A 20607-nucleotide genomic window follows, 5' to 3' on the forward strand; every position below is an offset into this window, starting at 1 on the left:
CGTCAATCAGCCACGCGTCGGTAGCGGGACGTCATCAGGGGCCGGTAACCGCCGGCTTCCGGCAAGGCTGATGCCGCTCCCGAGCGGATTTCCGCAACATGGGTCAACAGGTCGCCCTCCACGCTGAGCGTGTGCCGGGTCCAGCCGCCGTCGCTGCGCCGTTCCACCCGGAGGACACCGTCGTGGACCACACATCTGGTGGGGCCGTCCGGCACCGGACCGGCGGTGTCCACGTAGTACCAGAGGACGTCCTGGCGCTGCGGATCCAGGGTGAAGATGCCATGACCCTCGTAGTGGCTGCCGTCGGCCTCTGTATGCCGGTACGTCTGCACTACTGCGAAACCGCCGGCCAGCCGGCGGTACGTCAGCTCGGCATCAACAGTGCGCGCGGGACCCCAAGGGCCGGCGGGGATGTGGGTGCTTCCGCGCCAATGCCCCAGGAGGCTGGCCAAGGCCGTGGACGGGTGGTCCGAACTGGCTGGGGTCACGGTGGGTTCCGCTTTCGCTAGCAACTCGCGGGGTTGCACCCATACTATTCCCGTCGGGACCCAACGTTCTTGGTTACTGCGCTCAGAGTCCGAAGCTTTCGGATTCCTCGAAGGGTCCCACCACGGTGACGGTGCGTGGCGCGGCAGCAAGCTCGGCTGCAAGATCCTGTACCTGCTGGACCGTCACGTCCTTGATGAGGCGAAGGGTCTCGTCAATGTCCTGGTACTCGCCTGAGACGAGTTCAGCACGCCCCAGCCGCGACATCCGCGAGCCGGTGTCCTCCAGCGCCAGCACAATCCCACCGCACAACTGGCCCACGGCCTTACGGAGCTCATCCTCCGTGATGCCGTGCTCTGCCAGCTTGTCCAGCTCGGCGCCCAGCAGCTCCAGCACCTGGCGCACCTTGGACGGAGTGCAGCCGGCGTACATGCCGAAGTACCCGGCATCCGCGTAGGAGGACGCAAAGGAATACGTGGAGTACACCAGGCCCCGCTTTTCGCGGATCTCCTGGAACAGCCTCGAGGACATGCCACCGCCCAGCACCGCGTTCAGCACGCTCATGACATAGCGGCGGTCGTCCGTGGCCACAATCGTGGGGCAGCCCATGATGATATTGGCCTGTTCCACCGCCCGCTTCACAACGTGAAGTCCTGCCGTGCCGGTGATCAGTGCACGGTCCGTAGGGCGCCGGTCCACGGGTGCCGCGTCGGACTCCAGCGACCACCCGGCAGACTCAAGCGCATCCACCACAAGTCCGCATACGACGTCGTGGTCCAGGCCGCCTGCGGCAGTAATCACCAGCTCATCGGGCCGGTAGTAGCGCTGGTAGTGGTCCCAGACCGAGTCCCGCGCCACTGCGCGGATGGCATCCGGGGTGCCGCCGATCGGGCGGCCCAGCGGGTGGCTGCCGAGGACGGCAGCCACGAAGTGTTCGTGGGCAACATCGGTGGGGTCATCGCTGTCCATCGCGATTTCCTCCAGGATAACGTCGCGTTCCTGCTCCATCTCGGCGGGGTCGATCACAGCGCCGGTGATCATGTCGGCAATGACGTCGATCGCCATCGGCAGGTCCGTGTCCAGGACCCGCGCAAAGTAGCAGGTGCTTTCCTTGGCAGTAGCCGCGTTGGACTCCCCGCCGACTTCATCGAAGGCGGAAGCGATTTCAAGCGCCGTGCGGCGCTTGGTTCCCTTGAACAGCAGATGCTCCAGGAAGTGGGTGGAACCGTGCTGCCCCGGTGCCTCGTCCCGGGAGCCGACACCAACCCAGAAGCCGATGGTGGCCGAGCGCTGCCCGGGCATCGCCTCGGTAAGTACCCGCACTCCCCCGGGCAGCACGGAGCGGCGGACTTCGGAGCCGCCGTCGGAACCGTGGACCAGGGTGTCGCCGCGGTGGTTCTGCTCAAGCGGCAGGGGTACAACAGTCATTGAGGCCTTTCAGGAGGGGCAGCCGGATCTGGCTGCCATCGTAACAGCGGCGGGGCCGGTGGATCACCCACCGGCCCCGCCGATTAATGCTTAGGCCGGAGCCCGGAACTGACTAAGCGTCAGCGCCTTCTGCCGGTTCCGTGGAGTGCGCGCGCTCGGCGTCGCCTGCGCCCTCTTCCTCGGCAACAACCGGGGCCAGCGAGAGCTTTCCGCGGTCATCGATCTTGGTGATTTCCACCTGGACCTTCTGGCCGACGGATACTACGTCATCCACGTTATCCACGCGCTTGCCGTTGGCCAGCTTGCGCAGTTCGGAGATGTGCAGGAGGCCGTCCTTGCCCGGGGTCAGGGAAACGAAGGCACCGAAGGTGGTGGTCTTGACGACCGTGCCCAGGTAGCGTTCGCCGATTTCCGGAACCTGCGGGTTGGCAATGGCGTTGATGGCGGAGCGTGCTGCATCTGCAGACGGACCGTCGGTAGCGCCAATGTAGACGGTGCCGTCGTCCTCGATGGAGATGTCGGCGCCGGTGTCTTCCTGGATCTGGTTGATCATCTTGCCCTTGGGGCCGATGACCTCGCCAATCTTGTCCACGGGGATCTTCACGGCGATGACGCGCGGTGCGAACTCGGAAAGCTCGTCCGGGGTGTCGATGGCCGAGTTGATGACATCCAGGATGTGCAGTCGGGCTTCGCGGGCCTGCTTCAGGGCTGCAGCCAGGACCGATGCGGGGATCCCGTCGAGCTTGGTGTCCAGCTGGATGGCCGTGACGAACTCGGAGGTACCCGCAACCTTGAAGTCCATGTCGCCGAAAGCGTCTTCGGCACCGAGGATATCGGTGAGCGCCGCGTAACGGGTCTGGCCGTCAACCTGGTCGGAAACCAGGCCCATGGCGATACCGGCAACGGCGGCCTTCAGCGGCACACCGGCGTTCAGCATGGACAGGGTGGAGGCGCAGACGGAACCCATCGACGTCGAACCGTTGGAACCGAGGGCCTCGGATACCTGGCGGATGGCGTAGGGGAATTCCTCGCGGGACGGCAGGACGGGCACGAGGGCGCGCTCAGCCAAGGCACCGTGGCCGATTTCGCGGCGCTTGGGTGAACCCACGCGGCCGGTCTCACCGGTGGAGTACGGCGGGAAGTTGTAGTTGTGCATGTAGCGCTTGCGCGTAACCGGAGACAGCGAGTCGATCTGCTGCTCCATCTTGAGCATGTTCAGCGTGGTGACACCCATGATCTGGGTCTCGCCGCGTTCGAAGATCGCGGAACCGTGAACGCGGGGCAGGACCTCGACCTCAGCGGTGAGCTGGCGGATGTCCGTCAGGCCACGGCCGTCGATGCGGATCTGGTCCTTGAGGATGCGCTGGCGCACGACATGCTTGGTGACTGACCGGAATGCTGCGGACAGTTCCTTCTCGCGGCCTTCGAACTGGCCGGCCAGGGACGCGAGTACCTCGTCCTTGAGTGCGTCGGAAGCGTTGTCGCGCTCCTGCTTGTCAGCGATCTGGAACACTGCAGCCAGCTTCTCGCCTGCAGCGGACTCCACGGCTGCGTAAGCATCGTCCTCATAGTCCAGGAAGACCGGGAACTCGACCGTGGGCTTTGCAGCGCGTGCGGCCAGGTCGGCCTGGGCGTCGCAGAGGGCCTTGATGAACGGCTTGGCAGCCTCGAGGCCCTCGGAAACAACTTCTTCGGTGGGGGCGGTGGCGCCCTGTTCCTTGATGAGGTTCCACGAGTTGTCCGTGGCTTCTGCTTCAACCATCATGATGGCGACGTCGTCACCTGCAACGCGGCCGGCGACAACCATGTTGAAGACGGAGTTCTCCAGCTGGGAGTGCTTCGGGAACGCAACCCACTGGGAGCCGCTTTCGTCGGCAACCAGGGCAACGCGGACGCCGCCGATGGGGCCGGAGAAGGGCAGGCCCGAAAGCTGGGTGGACATGGAGGAGGCGTTGATGGCCACGACGTCGTACAGCTCGTCCGGGTTGATGGCCAGGACGGTAACCACGATCTGGACCTCGTTGCGCAGGCCCTTGATGAAGGCGGGGCGCAGCGGGCGGTCCATGAGGCGGCAGGCCAGGATGGCTTCGGTGGACGGACGTCCTTCGCGGCGGAAGAACGAACCCGGGATGCGGCCGGCGGCGTACATGCGCTCTTCAACGTCAACCGTCAGCGGGAAGAAGTCGAAGCCCTCGCGCGGGTGCTTGCCGGCGGTGGTGGCGGACAGCAGCGCGGTGTCTTCGTCGATGTACACCATTGCTGCGCCGGCTGCCTGCTTGGCAAGGCGGCCGGTTTCAAAGCGGATTACACGTTTGCCAAAGCGGCCATTGTCAATGACTGCTTCTGAGAACTGGATTTCGGGACCCTCCAAGAGAGTCACCTCCGTTTCTGTTTTACGGAAGTCCAGCCGCATCAACCCAGCCCAGCATCTGTCTACTGGCCCTGCACCCGGTCATCGATCGAGACCCACGGGCCGGGGCTCCTGAACGGAGCCGCTCCCGGGGATCACTACCGAGGACCGCGAATGCGTGATGCGGTTGATCCTCCTGTTTAGTTTTGGTTTGAAGAAGGCGGCCCGCTCCGTGGTGGAAGGGGCCGCCCCTAAGTCCGACTAGCGGCGCAGGCCGAGGCGCTCGATGAGCGAACGGTAGCGTGCAATGTCAGTCTTCTTGAGGTAGCTCAGCATGCGCTTGCGGCGACCAACCATGGCCAGCAGACCGCGCTGGGTGTGGTAATCGTGCTTGTGCGCCTTCATGTGCTCAGTCAGATCCTTGATCCGCTGGGTCAGGACTGCAACCTGGACCTCGGGCGAACCGGTGTCGCCTTCGCCGGTTGCGTATTCCTTGATGATGGACTGCTTTACAGCGGCGTCAAGTGCCACAATAACTCCTAGAAAATGTGCCGTGAGGGCCCAGGTCAGAAAATCACTGCCGGGTCTGCCTGCCCAGGCCTCCCGAAAAATCAGGGTTCCTGTACATAGCAGGAACCAGCCGCCACGGACTGCAGCCGGATCCATCGCCCAGTTTACCGGCCGCGTGCCAATCTTGTCGAAAAAGCTGCAGCTCAGCCGCCCAGCCGCGCGCGGATCGCCGCCATCCCCTGCAAGACCTCCCCGAAGCTGGTGCTCAACGGTGAGAGGCCTACGCGGATGCCGTGCGGGGCCCGGAAATCCGGAATGACGTCGCCGTCCCACAGCCCGGCCACGGTGGCCTTCGTGAAGTCCGGGTGGTCAACGGTGATGTGGCTGCCGCGCAGGGCGGGGTCGCGCGGCGTTGCAAGCTTAGCCCCCAGGGGAGCCAGCCACGCATCGAACACGTCCACCGCAAACCCGGTCAGCCGCAGCGACTTTTCCCGGATGGCGGCCATCGTTGCTTCCTCGATCAGGTCCAGCGTGCCCTGCATGGCGATCATTCCAAAGATGGCCGGCGTGCCGCTGAGGAATCCGCGGATACCCGCCGCCGGTTCGTAGCCGGCCGCCATCTCGAAGGCGTCCTTGCGCCCCATCCAGCCCCAGATGGGCTGCCGCAGCGAGCCAAGGTGCCGGCTGTTCACATAGGCGAACGCCGGAGATCCGGGGCCGCCGTTGAGGTACTTATAGGTGCAGCCGGCCGCGAAATCCACTCCGGCGTCGTCCAATCCGATCTCCACCGATCCCGCGGAATGGCACAGGTCCCACACCACCAGGGCGCCGGCGTCGTGCACTGCTGCCGTGATGGCGGGGAGGTCGGCGAGGTGCGCTGAGCGATAAGCCACCTGGCTCAGGAGTACGACGGCGGTGCGCGGCCCCGCTGCCTGGCGCACCTGTTCAACGGTCACCCCGCCGGCAGGGTCGGGCTGGATCCAGCGAAGGGTCAGGCCCTCCTCGCGTGCGATACCCTCCACCAGATAGCGGTCCGTGGGGAAGTTCTCGGTGTCCAGCACCACTTCGTCGCGGTGGGCGTCGTTCACTGCCGCGTGGGCGGCGCGGATCAGCTTATAGAGGACCACGGTGGTGGAATCGGCAATGACGGTCTGGCCGGGCGCGGCACCGAGCACGGCCCGGCCCAGCTGGTCGCCGATTGCCTGCGGCATCTCGAGCCACTGCTCGTCCCAGCCACGGATGAGCCGGCCGCCCCACTGGTCCGTGATGAAAGCGGCGACATCCTCCGCAGTACGCTTCAGCGGCCGGCCCAGCGAGTTTCCGTCCAGGTAGGACAGCGGGGTATCGGTGCCAATGAAATGCTGCCGGTAGTGCGCCAGCGGATCCTGGCTGTCGAGCTCCGTGGCGCGGAGCCGGAACTCCCCGTCCGCCCGCGCCGGAGTGTTTTCAGTTTCTTCCCGGTGGGTGCTCATTGTCCGATCTCCGTCCTGACAGCGAAAAGTTCCGGGAAGAACGTCAGCTCCAGGGCCTTCTGGAGGAAAGCGACACCGCTCGATCCGCCGGTTCCGCTCTTCATGCCGATAGTCCGCTGGACGGTCCGGAGGTGCCGGAAGCGCCACAGCTGGAAGTTGTCCTCGAGGTCCACGAGTTCCTCGCACGCCTCATACGCACCCCAGTTCTCTGCGGCATGCTCGTAGATGTGCTTGAACAACGGGACCAGTTCCGGGGTGAACCCGTGGGCCCGGGTCACATCGCGTTCCAGGACCGATGCCGGTACGGCATGGCCCTGCCGGGAAAGGTAGGCCAGGAACTCGTCGTAGATGCTGGGCGCTTCCAGGAGCCCGGCGAGCATTTCGTGCGACTCGGGATCGGATTCGAAAACGTCCAGCATCTTACGGTTCTTGTTGCCCAGAACGAACTCCACGGCACGGTACTGGGCTGACTGGAATCCCGAGGAATTGCCCAGGAACCCGCGGAACTGCGAATACTCGGTGGGTGTGAGCGTCGCCAGGACGGACCACTGTTCGGTCAGCGTCTTCTGGATGTGCTTGACGCGGGCGATGCCCTTCAGTGCGGAGCCCAGGTCGTCCGCGCGGAGCCAGGCTGCCGCGCTCCGCAACTCGTGCAGGACCAGCTTCAGCCACAGCTCCGTGGTCTGGTGCTGGATGATGAAGAGCAGTTCGTCGTGATGCTCTGGCTCGCTCACCGGCTGCTGCGCGCTCAACAGCGTTGGCAGCTGCAGGTAGGACGAATAGCTCATCCGGGAACTGAAATCGCGGACGATTCCCTTCTCCAGCTTCCGGGTGTTTTTCTCCACTGGCACTGGCGGGCCTTTCCTGTCTGGCTCCGGCAGTTTTGGGGCCGGGCGGTAATGGTGGCAAAACAGCCGCCCGGCCGGTTGGCGGCGGGCCGGCAGCGTCGCAGCCTGCGGGGTGCCCGGCTAGTGGCTGCGTAACAGATCGTGCGTCTGGACAACGTCCAGACGCATTTGCTCAACGAGCGCTTCCGGCCCACGATAGGCCACCATCCCCCGCAGCCGGGAGACGAATTCCACCACTACTGTCTGGCCGTAGAGATCGAAGTCCTCCACAGCTTCCTTGGGCCGGTCAATGACGTGCGCCTCGACCTGGCGGCTGACGCCGTCGAACGTGGGGTTGGAGCCCACCGAAATGGCTGCTGGCCAGCGTTTTCCGGCCTGGTCAACCAGCCAGCCGGCGTAGATGCCGTCTGCGGGAATCAGCCCGGAGGCATCGGAAGAAAGGTTGGCCGTGGGAAAGCCAAGCGCACGCCCGCGCGCGGCACCGTGCACCACTTCGCCGCGCATCCGGTGGGGCCTGCCCAGTACGGCGGCGGCGGTGGCGACGTCGCCCTCGCGCAGCGCCTCGCGCACCCATGTGGAAGAACAGCGGCGGTCCTTGCCGTCGTCCTCATGCAACGGGTAGCCCTCTGAACCGAATTCGCTGATGACCTGCACCTCGAAGCCGAACTTCCCGCCGAGCTCCTTCATGGTGTCCAGGTCACCCGAGTTGCCGCGGCCGAAGCGGGCGTCATGGCCGATCACCACGTGGCTGGCATGGAGGCAGTCCACCAGGTATTGCCGGACGAACTCCTCCGGGGTCAGGCTGGCCAGTTCCAGGGAGTACTTCATGACCAGGACGGCATCCAGCCCGAGTTCGCCAAGAGCTTCAAGCTTGTCCGGCAGGCCCATGATCATCTCCGGCGCTGCCTCGGGGCGGTGGATCACGGCGGGGTGCGGATCAAACGTGACCGCCACCGACTTCGCCCCGGAAAGCCGCGCTGAACGGATCAACTGCGACAACACCTGCTGGTGACCCCTGTGGACCCCGTCGAAGTTTCCGAAGGTGACCACGGAAGGGCCAAAGTCCGCCGGGACCTCAGCCGGATCGTTCCAGATGTAGACCATCACCCTCGCCTCAAGCTGCCTGCACGCGTCATTGTCCCCGTACCGTACCGGCCGTGGAACTCTCTAAGGTTACCCGGATTCACGAATCCCCCCGAGCGGCCCGGGGACGCCGCCGGTACAGCCAGACGAGCCCCAGGACCGGCAGGACCAGGGGTACGAAGCCGTACCCGCGGCCGAACAAAGACCATACGGTCTCGTGCGGGAACCGCACCGCGTCGAAGACGCTCAGGGCACCCACCACCAGCACGCCGACCAGCTCCACCAGGACCGCTGCGAGCGACACTTTGTACCAGGTCCGGCCGGACTTCGCGAGGGAGACGGTGGCCACCACGTAGACGAGGGCCGCGAAGGCCGAAAGCAGGTACGCCAGCGGCGCCTCGGAGAACTTGGTGAGGATCTGGTAACCGGCCCGCGCGGACGCGGAAATGGCGAAAATCGCGTAGACGGCGATCAGCAGCCGGCCGGGGCCGGTATTGCGGGTGTTCGCGGCGGGGGCGGCCGGCTCTTCTTTCAAGATGGGTGATTCTTCCACTTCAGTACCAGATCTGGTTCATTCGGGCGGCCATGACCAGCGCGGTCACGCCCACCGCGGCGAGGACAAAGTTGCTCCAGCGGGTCCGTTCCAGGATGGACCAGTACACCGCGGCGGGCGGCAGCAGCAGGGCCGTCACCAGGTAGCCCCAGAATTCCCACGCCTCCCCCGCAATCGGCTCGCCGGCCATGACCCGCACGATCGAGCCCACCAGGTAGACCACGAGGGCAAGCTCGACGGCGGCCACGGACAGGATAGTGATATCGTTCGGGGCCTTCTTCATGATGCCGGCCACCAGGCAGATACCCGTGGACAGCAGCCCGACCACCAGGATGATGTAGAAGTAGGCGTCCACGGTCAGGCCTCCCCCGCCGCGGGGGTGGCGGCGGAACCTGAGCCAGTCCCCGGGGCAAACACCAGGACCGGCTTGGCATGGTTCCCGCTGTCCGCGAGCAGGGCCACCAGGCTCCCGTCAGGGGCGAAGGCGGCCGCCGGATGGTCGGCCGTCGCCGCTGAGGGGCTACCGGCAGGCGCCCCGGCGGCGATGCGCCGGCCAAAGGAGATCTCCGTGGTTTCCTCGGCTGTGAGCTCACGGTTGGGCATCAGTGCGCGGGCCGCCTCCGCCATGTCCAGGACGTGGAGCTCCCCGGCCAGCTGCTCCAGGGTCCGCGCCTGGTCCAGCGAGTAGGGGCCCACATGCGTGCGGCGGAGGGCAGTCAGGTGGCCGCCCACGCCCAGCGCGTTGCCCAGGTCCCGGGCCAGCGCCCGGATATAGGTTCCCGAAGAACACTCCACGGTGACGTCGAGGTCCACGACATCAGCGTCGTCCGGCCGACGGATGGCGTGCACCTCAAAGCGGTGGATGGTGACCGGACGGGCAGCGAGCTTGACGTCTTCGCCCGAACGCACGCGGGCATAGGCGCGTTCGCCGTTGACCTTGATGGCACTGACGCTGCTGGGCACCTGCTGGATTTCGCCGGTGAGGGCCGCCACGCCGTCGTGAATTGCCTGCTCAGCCACCTCGGCAACCGAGGCCGTGGCCGTAACCTCGCCCTCGGCGTCGTCCGTCACCGTTGACTGGCCCAGGCGGATGGTGGCCGTGTACGTCTTGGATGTGCCCACGATGTACGTGAGCAGGCGGGTGGCCTTGTTGATGCCCACCACCAGGACGCCGGTGGCCATGGGATCCAGGGTTCCGGCGTGGCCCACCTTCCGGGTGCCGGCGATGCGCCGCATCCGGCCAACCACATCGTGGCTGGTCCATCCCTGCGGTTTGTCCACTATCACCAGTCCAGAAAGCACGCTTCCCAGTATATGGGCGCTGCCGGGCGCCACGGCGCACCCGTCGGCGGCTAGGATGGCAGGCATGCCTGAGCTTGCCGCCCATGTCCGCGACGTGCCCGTCAACCAGATCCGCGAGATCACCGAAGCCGCCTGGCGCACACCCGGCGCCCTGGTCCTCAGCATCGGCGAACCTGGCTTTCCGCTTCCGCGCCACGTCCTCGAGGCCGGCATGGCGTGCCTGGACAGGGACGAAACCAGCTACACGCCCAACGCGGGCATTCCGGCGCTGCGCGAGGCGTTCGCGGCCCGGTTCCGGGAGCGCACCGGGCTGACCGAATCAGGCGGTATCGGCGCGGACCGCGTATACGTGGTGGGCGGAGCCCAGCAGGGGCTGCATTTCGCGATGAGCCTGTTGCTCTCCCCCGGCGACGAGATCCTGATCCCCAATCCGGGGTACCCCACCTTTGCCATGACCAGCCGGCTGCTCAACGCCGTGCCCGTCGGTTATCCGCTGTACCCGGAACATTCGTTCCAGCCGCGGACCGCCGACATCGAAGCCCTGATCACCGCGCGCACGCGCGTCCTGGTCCTGAACTCACCGTCGAATCCACTGGGTGCCGTGCTCAGCGAGGACCTGACCCGCGACCTGGTGGAGCTGGCCCGGCGGCACGATCTGTGGATCATCTCCGATGAGTGCTACGAGGCCTTCACCTACGACGTTCCGCACGTGAGCCCGGCAACGTACGACGGCGGTGCACCGGGTGATGCGCGCGTGTTCACTTCGCTGACGCTCTCCAAGACGTACGGCCTTACCGGCCTCCGGATCGGTGCGCTGATCTGCCCGCCCGGGCTGGAGCAGAAGATGGACAACGTGATGGAATCGATCGTCTCCTGCGTGGCGTCCCCGTCGCAGTATGCGGCTTTGGCCGCGCTCACCGGACCCCAGGACTATGTGCGCGAGGCCCACCGGCATTACCGCGAAAACCGGGACGCGGCGTCGGCCGCGCTGGATGCGAAGGGGATTCCGTACCTGACCGCGCAGGGCGCGTTCTACCTGTGGGCGGACGTGTCGCATGCCAGCGGCGGGGACGTGCGCAGCTGGGTGCGGCGCTTCCTGAACGACTCCGGCGTGGCGCTGGCCCCTGGCACGGCGTTCGGGTCCATCGGCGAGGGCTGGGTGCGCATTGCCCTGTGCGGGCGGAAGGATGAACTCCTCGAAGGGCTGTCGCGCCTGCCGGCACGGGACTGAGGAGTACCCGGCAGCCTCGCTCTAGCGGGCCGCCTTGGCCAGCGCCGCGGCCAGCCATGACCGCAGGGCCTGCGCCGGTGCCGCGCCGGCCTGCCGTTCAATCACGGCCCCGTCCACCATCACCATCAGCGTAGGGATGGCCTGGACATCAAACCGGCGGGACAGGCCGGGGGCCTTGTCCACGTCCACCTTGACGAGCTTGATCCTGCCTGGCTGTTCCCTGGCCAGCTTGTCCAGCGCTGGGCTCACCATCCGGCAGGGCCCGCACCAGTCAGCCCAGAAGTCCACCAGCACGGGGACCGGCGACCGTTCAGCCACGGCCGCAAAATCCGAATCCCCCGCGTCCACGATCCAGGGCAGGTCAGCCTTGCAGTTGCCGCAGCGGGGCCGTCCGGCCGCGGCGGCCGGCGTGCGGTTGGTCTTCCCGCAGGACGGACACGGGATCAGGGAGGCAGCCATCATAGCTAGATCCTAGCCATGACAGGACAGGAAAGCCCGGACCAACAGCGGTCCGGGCTTTCTCCAGGCAACGGGTGTCCGCTACTTTTGCGTGCTGCCGTCTTCGTCGATGCCGTCGTCGTCACTGAGGTCGAGGTCCTCTTCGTCGAAGTCGTCTTCGTCGATTTCCACGTCACCGGAAGCGTCACTCCGGTACGGATCGGGGTCCCCTGCGTGCCGGGCCTGTGCGGCCAAAGCGGCAACCTCGGCGTCACGCTTCTTGGCCTCCCTCAGCAGCTCCTCGAGGTTGGAGGCAACGACGGGAATCTGGTCGGCCACGAACTCCAGGCTGGGAGTCAGCCGGACAGTGATGTTCCGCCCCACTTCCTGCCGCAGCACGCCCTTGGCCTTCTCCAGTCCCTTGGCAGCGTCGGCCTGCACGGCCTGGTCTCCGAAGACGGTGTAGTAGATCGTGGCGTGCTGCAGGTCGTTGGTCACCCGGGCATCGGTGACGGTAATGCCTTCAAGCCGGGGGTCCTTGACCTTGCGGCCCAGGGCCTCGGCAACAACAACCTTAATCCGCTGCGCCAACTTGGCAGCACGTGCCGGATCAGCCATATCCACTCCTAAAAATTTGGGTTGTACGACGGCGCGTTAACAGCTGGCGTACACACGTTGGGTTTTCTTGCCACGCGCCTAAAGGCGAGTCTACGACGGACTTCCGTTGGATTTTTCCGGCGGCCTTTTGGAGCCGTTGCGGGGGCCCGGGGTGGCATCCAAGGAGATGGCCGAGGGACCCGACGCGAGCTTGCGAGCGTTGGGAAGGCCAACTCCGCTGCCGAAGACGGACGGCCAACGATCGCAGATCGCTGGCTGTCCGTCGTAGGGGCGGGACCCCCTCAACGGCGGAAAAGTGCGGGGCCGCCGGAAAAATCCAACGGCCCCGCCACTGGTCTAAACCAGCTTAGACGCGCGGCTTCTCACGCATCTCGAAGGTCTCGATGATGTCGCCTTCGGCGATGTCGTTGTACGAGCCGAGGCCGATACCGCACTCGAAGTCCGTGCGGACCTCGGTGGCGTCGTCCTTGAAGCGCTTGAGCGTCTCAACGGTGAGGTTGTCACCGATGATCTTGCCGTCGCGGCTGATGCGGGCCTTCGTGTTACGGCGGATGATGCCGGAACGGACGATGGAACCGGCGATGTTGCCGAACTTGGAGGAGCGGAACACTTCGCGGACCTCGGCGGTACCCAGCTGGAATTCTTCGTATTCCGGCTTGAGCATGCCCTTGAGTGCCATCTCGATGTCGTCGATCGCGGAGTAGATGACCGAGTAGAAGCGCATGTCCACGCCTTCGCGGTCTGCCAGTTCGGCAACCCGTTCGGCCGGCTTGACGTTGAAGCCGATGATGACGGCGCTGTCCACGGTGGCCAGGTTGACGTCATTCTGCGTGATGGCGCCCACACCGCGGTGGATGACGCGAAGCTGCACGCCTTCTCCGACGTCGATCTTGAGCAGGGCGTCCTCGAGGGCTTCCACGGCACCGGACACGTCACCCTTGAGGATGAGGTTGAGGGTGTCGATCTTGCCTTCGGCCACTGCCTGGTCGAAGTCTTCGAGGCTGATGCGCTTGCGGCGCTTCGCCAGTGCGGCGTTGCGGTCCGCGGCTTCGCGCTTCTCGGCGATCTGGCGGGCGGTACGCTCGTCAGCGGTCACGAAGAAGGTGTCACCTGCGCGCGGGACGTTGGACAGACCCAGCACCTGCACGGGGCGGGACGGGCCTGCCTCGGTCAGTGCGCTGCCGTCGTCGTCGAACATCGCACGGACCCGGCCGTGGGCCGTGCCCGCCACGATGGTGTCGCCGACACGCAGGGTGCCGGACTGCACCAGGACGGTAGCCACGGCGCCGCGGCCCTTGTCCAGGTTGGCTTCGATCGCGATGCCGCGGGCGTCCTTGTTCGGGTTGGCGCGCATGTCCAGGGCAGCGTCCGCGGTGAGCAGGACTGCCTCGAGCAGGTCGTCAATGTGCAGGTTCTGGCGGGCAGAGACCTCCACGAACATGGTGTCGCCACCGTATTCTTCGGGAACCAGGCCGTACTCGGTCAGCTGGCCGCGGACCTTGTCCGGGTTGGCGCCTTCCTTGTCGATCTTGTTCACGGCCACGACGATCGGCACGTTGGCCGCCTGGGCGTGGTTGAGGGCTTCAACGGTCTGCGGCATGACGCCGTCGTCCGCGGCCACCACCAGGATGGCGATGTCCGTGACCTTCGCACCACGGGCACGCATGGCGGTGAACGCCTCGTGGCCCGGGGTATCGATGAAGGTGATCTTGCGGTCTTCGCCCTCGTGGTTGTGCGTGACCTGGTAGGCACCGATGTGCTGGGTGATGCCGCCGTGCTCGCCGGCCATGACGTCCGACTTGCGGATGGCGTCCAGCAGGCGGGTCTTACCGTGGTCCACGTGACCCATGACGGTGACAACCGGAGGACGTGCCTCCAGTTCCTCGTCGCCCTCAGCTTCGAGCTCGGCATCGAAGTCGATGTCGAAGCTGGAGAGCAGCTCGCGCTCTTCGTCTTCCGGAGAAACGACCTGGAGCTTGTAGCCAAGCTCCTCGCCCAGCAGGGCAAAGGTCTCTTCATCCAGCGACTGGGTGGCCGTGGCCATCTCGCCGAGGTGGAAGAGAACGGTGACCAGCGCGGCGGGGTTTGCCTCGATCTTGTCGGCGAAGTCCGTGATGGACGAGCCGCGGCGCAGCCGGATAACGGTGTTGCCGTCGCCGCGGGGTACGCTCACGCCACCCAGCGACGGTGCGCTCATCTGCTCAAGTTCCTGGCGCTTTGCGCGCTTCGACTTGCGCTGCTTGCCACGGCCTGCGCCGCCCTTGCCGAAGGCACCCTGGGTGCCGCCGCGGCCGCGGCCGCCCTTGCCAAAGCCACCACCGGCGGGAGCACCGCCGCCGCCACCGGGACCGCCGGTGCCCGGAGCACCCGGCCGTCCGGGACCACGGCCGCCGCCGCCCGGACGGCCTGCACCTGCGGGTGCGGGACGCTCAGTGCGGTTGGGCATCATGCCCGGAGTGGGACGGTTCCCGCCGGCACCACCGGGACGCGGGGCACCCGGACGGGGGCCACCGGCGCCTGCTGCGGGACGGGGACCGCCCGCGCCTGCTGCCGGACGCGGACCACCCGGACGGGGGCCGCCTGCACCGGCTGCGGGACGCGGACCGCCCGGGCGTTCACCGTCCGTGCGGCCGCCGCCCGGACGGGGCATGCCCTGTGAGGTGGCGAAGGGGTTATTGCCCGGACGGGGAGCACGCTCACCGTCACCGCCGCGGCCCCGGGGCATGCCCTGGGACGTGGCGAAGGGGTTATTGCCCGGACGGGGGCCGCCGGGGCGCGGTGCCGAAGCGCCGGCAGCAGCGCCACCCTGGCGGGGAGCCGGGGTTTCCGCCTTGGGGGCAGGGCGTGCACCGGGCTTGGCGCCCGTGGAGGGTGCCGCAGGGGCAGCCGGAGCTGAAGCAGCGGGGGCAGCCGGCGCCTGGGGTGCCGCGGGAGCGGGTGCTTCGGCCTTGGGGGCCGGGGCTTTGGGCGCAGCAGGGCCGGGGGCCGGTGCTGAAGGACGTGATTCTCCGGCGGGGGCAGGCGCCTTGGGGGCGGCGGCCGGTGCTGCCGACTTGGCAGCGGCATCCGGGAAGGCGTTGCGCAGCTTGCGGACAACGGGGGCCTCAATGGTTGATGAGGCGGAGCGAACGAATTCGCCCAGTTCCTGCAGTTTTGTCACTGCATCTTTGGAAGTGATACCGAGCTCTTTGGCGAGCTCGTGTACGCGGACCTTGGCCACATTTCTCCTGTCTCGGTCCGCACCGAGCCAGGCACGAACCGTCTACTTCTTACTGCGGGCCCCAGCCGCGATTGGTGCAGCAGGGCCCATTGCAGAGCGCAACAAAGTTGTCATCGTTGCGCACTCATCGCTGGGAACTCATCGGGTTTCCATCAGATTTCTGACCCGCTTTCAGGTTGGACGGTAGGTGTTGCGGCCACCGGGGCAGCTGCAACGTTCGCGCCTTGCTTGATCCGGCGTTCGACGGCGGCGGTTTCGGTTGCGCCGTTAAGGGCACGTCCGAACGCACGCCGCTTGACCGCCAGGGCCAGGCACGATTCGCCGGGATGCAGCCATGCACCCCGGCCAGCCATCCGGCGTCGTTCATCCACCAGGACAGCGGATGATCCGCTGCCTTCGGCGACGAGCCGGAGCAACTCTGACCGCAGCCCCTTCTTTCGGCATCCGATGCAGGTGCGTTCAGGCTGATTCCCGGGGTGGATTACTTCTGCCACGGTGATCGTCCTGACGTTCATATCTGCTGGCCAGGGGTTTGCCAGCCCTGCTGCTGCAGGGTGGCGCGCCCAAGGCGCACGACTGCCGGCCGTAAGGCGCGGTCCTCTTCATTCTAGCCCCTCGGGGCGGTTTGGCCCGAACCGACGGGCCCGGCCGGCCCGGCGAGGGGCAGGGCCGGCCGGCACCGGAGGTGCGGCCGCACCTCCGGCCAGCCGTCAGCGTCAGCCGGCCTGGGTGGCGGCGTCAGAGACGATATCGATGCGCCAGCCGGTCAGCTTGGCGGCGAGGCGGGCGTTCTGCCCTTCCTTGCCGATAGCCAGGGAGAGCTGGTAGTCCGGAACCACGACGCGTGCGGACCTGGTGGCTTCGTCGGTGATGGTGACGGAATTCACACGGGACGGGGACAGTGCGCTGGCGATGAACGCAGCCGGGTTCTCGCTGTAATCGACGATGTCGATCTTCTCGTCGTTCAGCTCAGTCATGACGGCGCGCACGCGGGAGCCCATCTCGCCGATGCAGGCACCCTTGGCGTTGATGCCGGGGATGTTGGCCTTGACGGCGATCTTGGTCCGATGGCCGGCCTCGCGGGCAAGTGCCACGATTTCCACCGAGCGGTCCGCGATTTCCGGCACTTCCAGTTCGAACAGCTTCCGGACCAGGCCCGGGTGCGACCGGGACAGGGTGACCGAGGGACCCTTGGAACCGCGATGGACGTCGATCACCAGGGCGCGCAGGCGGTTGCCGTGCAGGTACTTCTCGCCGGGAACCTGCTCGGGCGGCGGCAGCAGTGCCTCCACCGCGCCCAGGTTGACCTGGATCATGTGTGGGTTGTTGCCCTGCTGGATGGTGCCTGCCACCAGTTCGCCCTCGCGGCCCTTGAACTCGCCGAGGACGTTATCATCCTCGGCATCGCGCAGGCGCTGCAGGATGATCTGGCGCGCGGTGCTGGCGGCGATGCGGCCGAACCCGGCGGGAGTGTCCTCGAACTCACCGATGGGGGCGCCGTCGTCGTCGATCTCGGTGGCCCAGATGGTGACGTGCCCGCTCTTGCGGTCGAGTTCGGCGCGCGCCTTTTCGAAGGCACCCGGGGACTTGTGGTAGGCCACCAGGAGTGCCTGCTCGATGGTGGGGATCAGGAGGTCCAGCGGGATTTCACGCTCACGCTCCAGAAGTCTCAGTGCGCTCATGTCAATATCCATCAGGCCTCCTCAGAAGGTCCATTGTGTCCAGGTTCCAGACCATCCCCTGCAAGGTGGCTGAATTCGATCTCGACTTTTCCGTTGCGGATCCTGTCGAAAGGAAGTTTTACGGGTTCGCCCTGCTTGGGCTTCATGCCCTTCTTGACGGCGATTTCGGGAACGAGGGTCACGCCGCCGTCGTCCACCGACTGGATGCGGCCGGTGACGTTCTCGCCCTGCACCACATTGACCTTGACCATGCGGCCCTTGGCGCGGTGCCAGTGGCGGGGTTCGGTGAGGGGCCGGCCGACGCCCGGAGAGGAGACCTCGAGGTCATAGGGGCGGCCGTCGTCACCGGGATCGTTGTCCAGCACATCCGAGAGCACCTTGGAGATGTCCGCGATGACGTCAAGGCTGACGCCGCCGGTTTCCTCCTGGGGCAGGTCCACCACCACATGCACCACGCGGTGCGAGCCTGCGACGATGCTGACGTCTTCGAGGTACAGGCGGTTGGCCTGGACCGAGGGTTCAAGGAGCGCCCGGAGCCGCGCTGCTTCGGGGTTAGGGGCCGGTGCAGACTCAGCCGTACCCGTTCCGGTGTGGTCTGGTGAAGCCGTGGCTTCTGCGTTGCTCACGATGCCGGCCGCCCTCCTTATAGGTGATGTTGTGTGTACTAGCGTAGCTATTTTACCGGCAGAGTGGTGGACAGAGTTTTCTCCCGGCCGTGGCACCATGGTCTGTTGTGAATGACGACAGACAGGGCGCCGGCAAGCGGAGACACCTCTTCCGCTACATCCTTTTTTCGCTGGCATCCCTCCTCGTCCTCAGCCTCGGATTCACGCTGATTCCCGCGGAACCGCCGGTTCCCGGGCCACCTTCCGATGCCGAAATTGCGCGCTCCTCCGCCTTGGGGGACGCCCTCCGACTGCGCGCAGCCGGCGGGCGCCTGGCATCGCAGGCAGGGGATAAACCTGCCGCCGCGGCAGCCACCGACGAGGTTGTGACCTTGCTGACTGTGCAGGCCCGCGCGCTGCTGCTCCCGGACGTGACAGGGCCGCAGCCTGGTTTCGCGGCGGGCGCGCCGGAGGCAGCCCTGTCCGTGCCTGGCCTGGCCAAGGACCTGGCAGCCAGCGGTGCCGCGCGCCTCCGGGATGCAGAAACGGCGGACGACGGCGGCATGGCCCGCCTCTTGGCCGGCGTCGGGACCGCGCAGCTCCTTGCCGCGGAGCGGCTTCAGACCGGTGCTGCCGCTGAACGGCTGGGGGCCGGTGCCGGCGGTCCGGCGAAGCACCCTGCACCGGGGACCGGAAAGGCTGACCGGGAACCTGCCGGGCCGTGCTCCTCCCCCACAGGAGCCGACACCGGCTCCGCCGACGCTGCCCGTGCGCTGTCCGCTGCGCTGCTTGCCGAGCGGGAAGCAGTCTATGCCTACGAGGCCGCCATGTCCCGCCTCGCACCCGGGGCGGCCGGACCGGCGTCGGCATTCCTTGGCAGCCACCGGGAGCTGGCCCGGGACGCCGAGGACCGGCTCCTCCTGACCTGCCAGGCGGTCCCGCTGCAGAAGCCCGGCTACGCCATCGACGCGGAATTCCTCCGGGCCCCCGCCGGCAGGCTGGGCAGCCTCGAAGCCGGAACCCTTCCCCTTTATGGCGACCTCATCGCGCTCTCGGAGGGCGGCACCCGGGGATGGGCAGTGTCGGCGCTCCACGCGGCGGCGGCGCGGGCCGTCCAGTGGGGCGCTGATCCCGGTCCGGTCCCGGGACTGGCCATCGACGCGGCCCAGCTCCCCGAACTGGCCGGACTTTCCGGGCTGACCGGGCTGACCGGACAGGCAACACCACGTCCGGAACGCTGACGCCGGACGACGGTGTTGGCTCCGGTTCTTGCTGCCGCCCGCCGGGCGGGTTTCCTTGGGCTCCAGGGGTGGTGTAGACCCTTAGGGGCTGCGTGAGCCGCGGACTGCCGCCAGGGCGGACCTTACCGCGTCCACGGCAGCCTCGACTTCCTCCGGGCCGGTCTGCCAGTTGCTGACGGAAACGCGGAGGACCTCGCGGTCGCGCCAGCGGGAACCGGACATCCACACCCTGCCGTCCTCGATGATGCGCGCCGTCACGGCCCGGGTGGTGGCGTCATCGCCGAAGGCCACGCACACCTGGGTGTACTGCACGTCGTTCAGCACGTCCACGCCGTCCAGCCTGGTCAGCCCCTCGGCAATGCCGGCAGCCGCCTCCGTGAGCGCGGTGACCTGGCCGGCCACGCCCTCCCGGCCAAGGCTCTTCAGGGCAGCCCAGACTGGCACACCCCGCGCCCGCCGTGAAAGCTCCGGCGCTTTCTCGAAAGGATCTCCCGGCCCTTCAGCGTCGTGCATGAGGTAGCTGGCGTGCAGGCCCATCGCGGACCGTAGCGCAGCGGTGTCCCTGACGATGGCGATGCCGCAGTCGTAAGGGACGTTCAGGGTCTTATGGGCGTCGGTGGCCCAGGAATCCGCTTCCTCGAATCCCGCTGTCAGGTGGCGGAGCGGCGGGGCGGCTGCGGCCCACAGCCCGAACGCGCCGTCCACGTGCACCCAGGCGCCGTGCCGGTGGGCCACCTCGACCGCCCGGGCAAACGGGTCGAACGCGCCGGAGTGGAGGTTGCCCGCCTGCAGGCAGACCAGCGCCGGCCCGCTGGCACCGGTGCCCCTGCCGGGCTCCGCAAGGGCGGCATCGAGGGCTTCGGGAAGAAGCCGCCCCTGGTCATCGGTATCCACCACCGTTGGCCGGCCGAGGCCCAGGTAGCGCAGCGCGAGGTCAACGGTGTCGTGGCGTTCCCGGCCAACGAAGCAGCGGATCCGTGGCGCTCCAGCCAGGCCGTCGCCGTCCAGGTCCCACCCGGCGTCCGCCATCAGCCGCCATCTGGCCGCGGCCATGCCGGTGAAGTTGGCCATGGTGGCCCCGGTAACGAACCCGACGTCGGCCTGCGGCGGCAGCCCCAGCAGGTCCAGCAGCCACCCGGCGGCGCCTTCCTCGACGGCTGCCATGGCGGGGGTGGCGTAGCGCAGGCCGGCGTTCTGGTCCCAGGCGCTCACCAGCCAGTCGCTGGCGAGGGCCGCCGGAAGGGTTCCTCCAATGACCCAGCCGAAGAACCTGCCGGAGGGCATCGCCATCAGTCCGGGGTCGGCGGTGCGGGCCAGCAGGTCGACTACCTGGTCCGCAGGCATCCCCTGCGCGGGCATCGGACCGCTAAAGGCAGGCACGAGATCGTGCGCGGTCCGGCCTGGACCGATGTGGCGCTCCGAAAGGCTCCCCAACCAGGCTGCTGCATGCTGGGCGGCGGCGGCAAGCGCCGCCGCGTAACCCTCGTCATCATGGGCCATACCTGCATGCTACGCCCGGGCGCCGCGGCGGACGAGGCCT

Annotated in this window: 19 protein-coding genes; 2 read left to right on the top strand and 17 right to left on the bottom strand. The window is 67.1% G+C overall.

All coding sequences use genetic code 11. The features are described 5' to 3' along the window. Positions 1–2: 2 nt before the first annotated feature. From ACIQCM_RS08405 to truB, 10 genes are all read right to left on the bottom strand, one after another. On the bottom strand, positions 3–488 hold the full coding sequence (locus tag ACIQCM_RS08405; protein WP_400606255.1) for a DUF1579 family protein: 486 nt from the start codon (positions 486–488) through the stop codon (positions 3–5). 82 nt (positions 489–570) lie between these two features. After that, entirely contained in the window at positions 571–1914 is a 1344-nt protein-coding gene (locus tag ACIQCM_RS08410) for a M16 family metallopeptidase (RefSeq protein ID WP_400606252.1), read from the bottom strand. Positions 1915–2026: 112 nt separating this feature from the next. Continuing rightward, positions 2027–4285 (bottom strand): polyribonucleotide nucleotidyltransferase, encoded by a 2259-nt coding sequence (locus ACIQCM_RS08415; RefSeq protein ID WP_400606430.1) that lies wholly within the window; start codon positions 4283–4285, stop codon positions 2027–2029. Between the two features lie 240 nt (positions 4286–4525). Further along, positions 4526–4795, bottom strand: a complete 270-nt coding sequence (rpsO, locus tag ACIQCM_RS08420; protein WP_377215495.1) for a 30S ribosomal protein S15 — start codon at positions 4793–4795, stop codon at positions 4526–4528. A 182-nt stretch (positions 4796–4977) separates the two neighbouring features. Next, on the bottom strand, positions 4978–6246 hold the full coding sequence (gene kynU, locus ACIQCM_RS08425; protein ID WP_400606249.1) for a kynureninase: 1269 nt from the start codon (positions 6244–6246) through the stop codon (positions 4978–4980). Beyond that, the gene (kynA, locus tag ACIQCM_RS08430) at positions 6243–7097 is read right to left on the bottom strand and encodes a tryptophan 2,3-dioxygenase (protein ID WP_400606246.1); all 855 of its coding nucleotides are present in this window, start codon (positions 7095–7097) and stop codon (positions 6243–6245) included. Before kynA ends, kynU begins: the two co-directional genes overlap by 4 nt. A gap of 117 nt (positions 7098–7214) precedes the next feature. Beyond that, positions 7215–8198 (bottom strand): bifunctional riboflavin kinase/FAD synthetase, encoded by a 984-nt coding sequence (locus ACIQCM_RS08435; protein ID WP_400606244.1) that lies wholly within the window; start codon positions 8196–8198, stop codon positions 7215–7217. A gap of 79 nt (positions 8199–8277) precedes the next feature. Next, positions 8278–8712: a hypothetical protein gene (locus ACIQCM_RS08440; protein WP_400606241.1), complete on the bottom strand. Its 435-nt coding sequence runs from the start codon at positions 8710–8712 to the stop codon at positions 8278–8280. A gap of 19 nt (positions 8713–8731) precedes the next feature. Further along, positions 8732–9085, bottom strand: a complete 354-nt coding sequence (locus ACIQCM_RS08445) for a hypothetical protein (protein ID WP_400606238.1) — start codon at positions 9083–9085, stop codon at positions 8732–8734. 2 nt (positions 9086–9087) lie between these two features. Then, entirely contained in the window at positions 9088–10032 is a 945-nt protein-coding gene (truB, locus tag ACIQCM_RS08450; RefSeq protein WP_400606236.1) for a tRNA pseudouridine(55) synthase TruB, read from the bottom strand. 64 nt (positions 10033–10096) lie between these two features. Between truB and ACIQCM_RS08455 the strand changes: the two genes are divergently transcribed. Beyond that, positions 10097–11263 (top strand): pyridoxal phosphate-dependent aminotransferase, encoded by a 1167-nt coding sequence (locus ACIQCM_RS08455; protein ID WP_400606234.1) that lies wholly within the window; start codon positions 10097–10099, stop codon positions 11261–11263. Positions 11264–11284: 21 nt separating this feature from the next. On the opposite strand, the gene trxA is transcribed toward ACIQCM_RS08455, so the two are convergent. From trxA to rimP, 6 genes are all read right to left on the bottom strand, one after another. After that, positions 11285–11722, bottom strand: coding sequence for a thioredoxin (gene trxA / locus ACIQCM_RS08460; RefSeq protein WP_400606428.1), 438 nt, complete (start codon positions 11720–11722; stop codon positions 11285–11287). An 81-nt stretch (positions 11723–11803) separates the two neighbouring features. Beyond that, the gene (rbfA, locus tag ACIQCM_RS08465) at positions 11804–12319 is read right to left on the bottom strand and encodes a 30S ribosome-binding factor RbfA (protein ID WP_400606233.1); all 516 of its coding nucleotides are present in this window, start codon (positions 12317–12319) and stop codon (positions 11804–11806) included. 346 nt (positions 12320–12665) lie between these two features. Beyond that, complete coding sequence (gene infB / locus ACIQCM_RS08470; RefSeq protein ID WP_400606231.1) at positions 12666–15539, bottom strand: translation initiation factor IF-2; 2874 nt, start codon at positions 15537–15539, stop codon at positions 12666–12668. 152 nt (positions 15540–15691) lie between these two features. Then, entirely contained in the window at positions 15692–16054 is a 363-nt protein-coding gene (locus ACIQCM_RS08475) for a YlxR family protein (RefSeq protein ID WP_400606229.1), read from the bottom strand. Positions 16055–16255: 201 nt separating this feature from the next. Then, on the bottom strand, positions 16256–17233 hold the full coding sequence (gene nusA / locus ACIQCM_RS08480) for a transcription termination factor NusA (protein ID WP_400606226.1): 978 nt from the start codon (positions 17231–17233) through the stop codon (positions 16256–16258). Then, the gene (gene rimP / locus ACIQCM_RS08485) at positions 17233–17847 is read right to left on the bottom strand and encodes a ribosome maturation factor RimP (protein WP_400606224.1); all 615 of its coding nucleotides are present in this window, start codon (positions 17845–17847) and stop codon (positions 17233–17235) included. The genes nusA and rimP overlap by 1 nt, the downstream gene beginning before the upstream one ends. Before the next feature lie 107 nt (positions 17848–17954). Here rimP and ACIQCM_RS08490 point away from each other — a divergent pair, with 107 nt between their 5' ends. Beyond that, entirely contained in the window at positions 17955–19067 is a 1113-nt protein-coding gene (locus ACIQCM_RS08490) for a DUF4439 domain-containing protein (protein ID WP_400606222.1), read from the top strand. 81 nt (positions 19068–19148) lie between these two features. Here the strand turns inward: ACIQCM_RS08490 and ACIQCM_RS08495 are convergent, their stop codons facing one another. Next, positions 19149–20567, bottom strand: coding sequence for a pyridoxal phosphate-dependent decarboxylase family protein (locus ACIQCM_RS08495; RefSeq protein ID WP_400606221.1), 1419 nt, complete (start codon positions 20565–20567; stop codon positions 19149–19151). Positions 20568–20607: the final 40 nt, after the last annotated feature.

Origin of the sequence: Pseudarthrobacter sp. NPDC092439 (genome assembly GCF_044754945.1) — a bacterium.
Lineage (GTDB): Bacteria > Actinomycetota > Actinomycetes > Actinomycetales > Micrococcaceae > Arthrobacter.

What these genes read in the sequence shown, in the direction of transcription:
- ACIQCM_RS08475 (WP_400606229.1), bottom strand. Translation starts at nt 16,054, where the DNA reads ATGAACGTCAGGACGATCACCGTGGCAGAAGTAATCCACCCCGGGAAT.
- ACIQCM_RS08435 (WP_400606244.1), bottom strand. Translation starts at nt 8,198, where the DNA reads ATGGTCTACATCTGGAACGATCCGGCTGAGGTCCCGGCGGACTTTGGC.
- ACIQCM_RS08495 (WP_400606221.1), bottom strand. Translation starts at nt 20,567, where the DNA reads ATGGCCCATGATGACGAGGGTTACGCGGCGGCGCTTGCCGCCGCCGCC.
- ACIQCM_RS08455 (WP_400606234.1), top strand. Translation starts at nt 10,097, where the DNA reads ATGCCTGAGCTTGCCGCCCATGTCCGCGACGTGCCCGTCAACCAGATC.
- trxA (WP_400606428.1), bottom strand. Translation starts at nt 11,722, where the DNA reads ATGGCTGCCTCCCTGATCCCGTGTCCGTCCTGCGGGAAGACCAACCGC.
- rbfA (WP_400606233.1), bottom strand. Translation starts at nt 12,319, where the DNA reads ATGGCTGATCCGGCACGTGCTGCCAAGTTGGCGCAGCGGATTAAGGTT.
- kynU (WP_400606249.1), bottom strand. Translation starts at nt 6,246, where the DNA reads ATGAGCACCCACCGGGAAGAAACTGAAAACACTCCGGCGCGGGCGGAC.
- nusA (WP_400606226.1), bottom strand. Translation starts at nt 17,233, where the DNA reads ATGGATATTGACATGAGCGCACTGAGACTTCTGGAGCGTGAGCGTGAA.
- ACIQCM_RS08410 (WP_400606252.1), bottom strand. Translation starts at nt 1,914, where the DNA reads ATGACTGTTGTACCCCTGCCGCTTGAGCAGAACCACCGCGGCGACACC.